At 66.6% G+C, this 2,911-nt stretch carries 1 protein-coding gene; it reads right to left on the bottom strand.

Features of this window, described 5'->3' with window-relative positions:
* On the bottom strand, positions 1-2,911 hold a 2,911-nt coding region (locus tag AWC14_RS08295; protein ID WP_249026320.1), incomplete at both ends, for a condensation domain-containing protein.

Here is a 2,911-nt window from a genome sequence, read left to right as displayed (position 1 = left end):
ACCCCGTCAACCACACCCACCGACGAGATTGCCTGTGTCGGATCGGAGGTCATCGCCACCAACACCCGCTCCAAACGATCGATCAGCCTGTGGATGTCGGCGGGAGTGAACAGCTCGGTGTCGTATTCGACGCGCAAACCGAGTTCATTGCCGGGCAGCGCCTGCACGGCCAGCGGGTAGTGGTTGTACTCCCAGTTACTGAACTCGGTGACCGCCAACCCGCCGCTGTTCGACAGCGCGGCGGTGTCGAGTGGATAGTTCTCGAACACAAACAGGGTGTCAAACAACTGGTCATGACCGACCAGGCGATGGATGTCGGCCAGCGCCACATGCTGATGCTCCAGGGTGTGGTTGTGGTTGTGTTGCAGCTGATCCAACAGGTGCGCGATGGTGGTGGCCGCGCTCATGCGTGCGCGCACCGGCACCGTGTTGATCAGCATCCCCACCATCGACTCGGCGCCGTGCAGCTCGGCTGGCCGCCCCGAGACCGTGGTACCGAAAACCACGTCGTGTCGACCGGTCAACACGGCCAACAGCACCGCCCACCCGCCCTGCAGCACCGTATTGACCGTGACCTGCCGTGAGCGGGCCAACTCGCCCAGCGCCCGGGTGGTCTCGGCCGGCACGGCGAACGAGGCCACATCGCGCCGTCCCGACCCCGGCCGGCCCGGCTCGGCCACCAACGTGGGTGTGTCAAACCCGGCCAACACCTCGGCCCATGCGGCGCGTGCCGCATCATGGTCGCGCTCGGCCAGCCAGTCCATAAAGCGGCGATACGGCGTGGCCGCCGACAACCGTTGCCCGCCATAGCCGGCGAAGATCTCCCGCACCACAATCGGCAACGACCACCCATCGGCCACCATGTGATGAACGGTCACCACCAACTGGTGTCGCTCGTCGCCGGTGCGGATCAACGCCACCCGAAACGCGGGCTCCTCAGCCAGGTCACGGATCGCGGCGCGCTCGACAGCGCACACCCGCCGAATCTCGTCGGGGTCGGCATCGTTGAGTTCCAGGTAGCGCCATCCCGGCGCGGGATCGGCCGGGATGATCTGCACCGGCTCATCGAACTTTTCGCAGAATCGGGCCACCAGATTCGGGTGCCGGTTGACGACGTTGTGCACGGCCTCACGCAGCCGGTGCTGCTCGAGCGGCCCGCTTAATGCGAGATTCAGTTGCAACACATACACGTCCTCGCCGCCCTCGACGGCGGTGCTGGCGTGAAACAGCAACCCCTGTTGCAGTGGGGTGAGCGGCAAGATGTCTGCGATCTGGTAGTGCTGGGCCAGCTGGTCGATGTGTCGCTGGCTCAACCGGGCGGGGACGATGTCCGACGGCGTCAATCCGCCCCCACCGCGGCGCACATGCGTGCAGATCCCGGCCAGCGCCTCGAACCACAACTGGTTCAGCTCACCGATTTGCGCCTCATCCAATGCGGACGGCGCCCAGATCCAGTTGGCCTGCAGCTGCGGACCGGAATCGGTGTCCACGGTGGCGGCATTGAGATCTACGGTGTGCGCCAACGGCATCGGCAGCGCCGCGCCGGCAGCGGTCAACGACAAGCCTTCGTCGCTGATGCGCCATACCTCGTCGCCGACCTCGGCCGCCGAAACACCAAGCCGCCCTAGGTAATTGAAGCCGATCGGCGGGTCTGAGTCGCCCAAATCGACCTCTGTGTTCAGGTAGCGCAGCACACCGTAGGACAGCTCGTTGGGCAGGGCGCGCAGCTGCTCTTTGACGTCTTTGACCAGCGCCCCAAGCCCGGCCTCGCCGGCCGCCACCTGTCCCCACGACAGCCCATTCACCTTCAGCGACACCGGATATTTGGTGGTGAACCAGCCCACCGTGCGCGACAAATCCACATCGGCGCCCAGTTCCTCGTGCCGGCCATGACCCTCGACGTCGATGCCGATGGGTGCGTCGCCGCTGCCGACAAACCGGGCCACCGCCAACCCGAACGCGATCAACAAAACCTCGTGGGCCCCGGCATGAAAGGCTGCCGGCACCTCCCCCAACAGCATCCGGGTGGTTTCCACATCCAGCGCCGTCGACAAGTGCCCAGCGCTTTCATAGGTGTCGACCTCCGGGCGCACCGCCGGCAGCACCGCACGGGCTGCCGCGACCTGCCGCCACGCCTCCGCCAGTTGTACGACGTGCGGGGCGCGCGCGTAGTCGGCCAGCAGCGAGGACCACCGCGCAAACGACGTGCCGATGGCAGGCAATGCCACCGGCTGGCCCGCCCGGTGCTGGACCCAGGCAGTGTTGAGGTCCTCCAACAGGATTCGCCATGACACCCCGTCGACGGCGAGATGGTGAATGATCAACGCCAACTGGCGGCTGTCAGCCACCCACAGCGCGCTGAGCATCACCCCAGCTGCCGGATTCAACCGCGACCGTGCCGCCGCCACCGCCTGCACCGACAACACATCCACCGAGTGCAGGCAGTCGCCAGCATGCACCGACCCTGGCTCCGGGACGGTCAACGACCAACGCCTCGTGCCACCGTCGTTCTCGACACGCGCCCGCAACATGACATGGCGGTCCAGTAGCGCCTGCAGCAGGGCCACCACGTCGGCCTCGCTCGCTCCCGCCGGGGCCTGCAAAAGCATCGTCTGGTTGAACTGCTCGACGGGACCGGCCAAGCTGGCCAGCCACCGCATGATCGGGGTGGGTATCACCTGCCCGATGCCCTCATCGACCGGGCCGGTCTCACCGTCGGCCAACACGGCCACGCCGGCCAGCCGGGCCACGGTCTGCTCGACGAACACATCACGCGGCCGGCACAACAGACCGGCCGCCCGAGCCCGGGCCGCCACCTGCATCGACAAGATGCTGTCGCCGCCGAGTTCGAAGAAGGAGTCGTCGACGCCGACTTGGTCGAGGCCCAGGACTTGGGCGTAGATGCCGGCCA

This window comes from Mycobacterium kyorinense (assembly GCF_002101735.1).
Lineage (GTDB): Bacteria > Actinomycetota > Actinomycetes > Mycobacteriales > Mycobacteriaceae > Mycobacterium > Mycobacterium kyorinense.
This window is presented reverse-complemented; position numbering and strand designations above follow the sequence as displayed.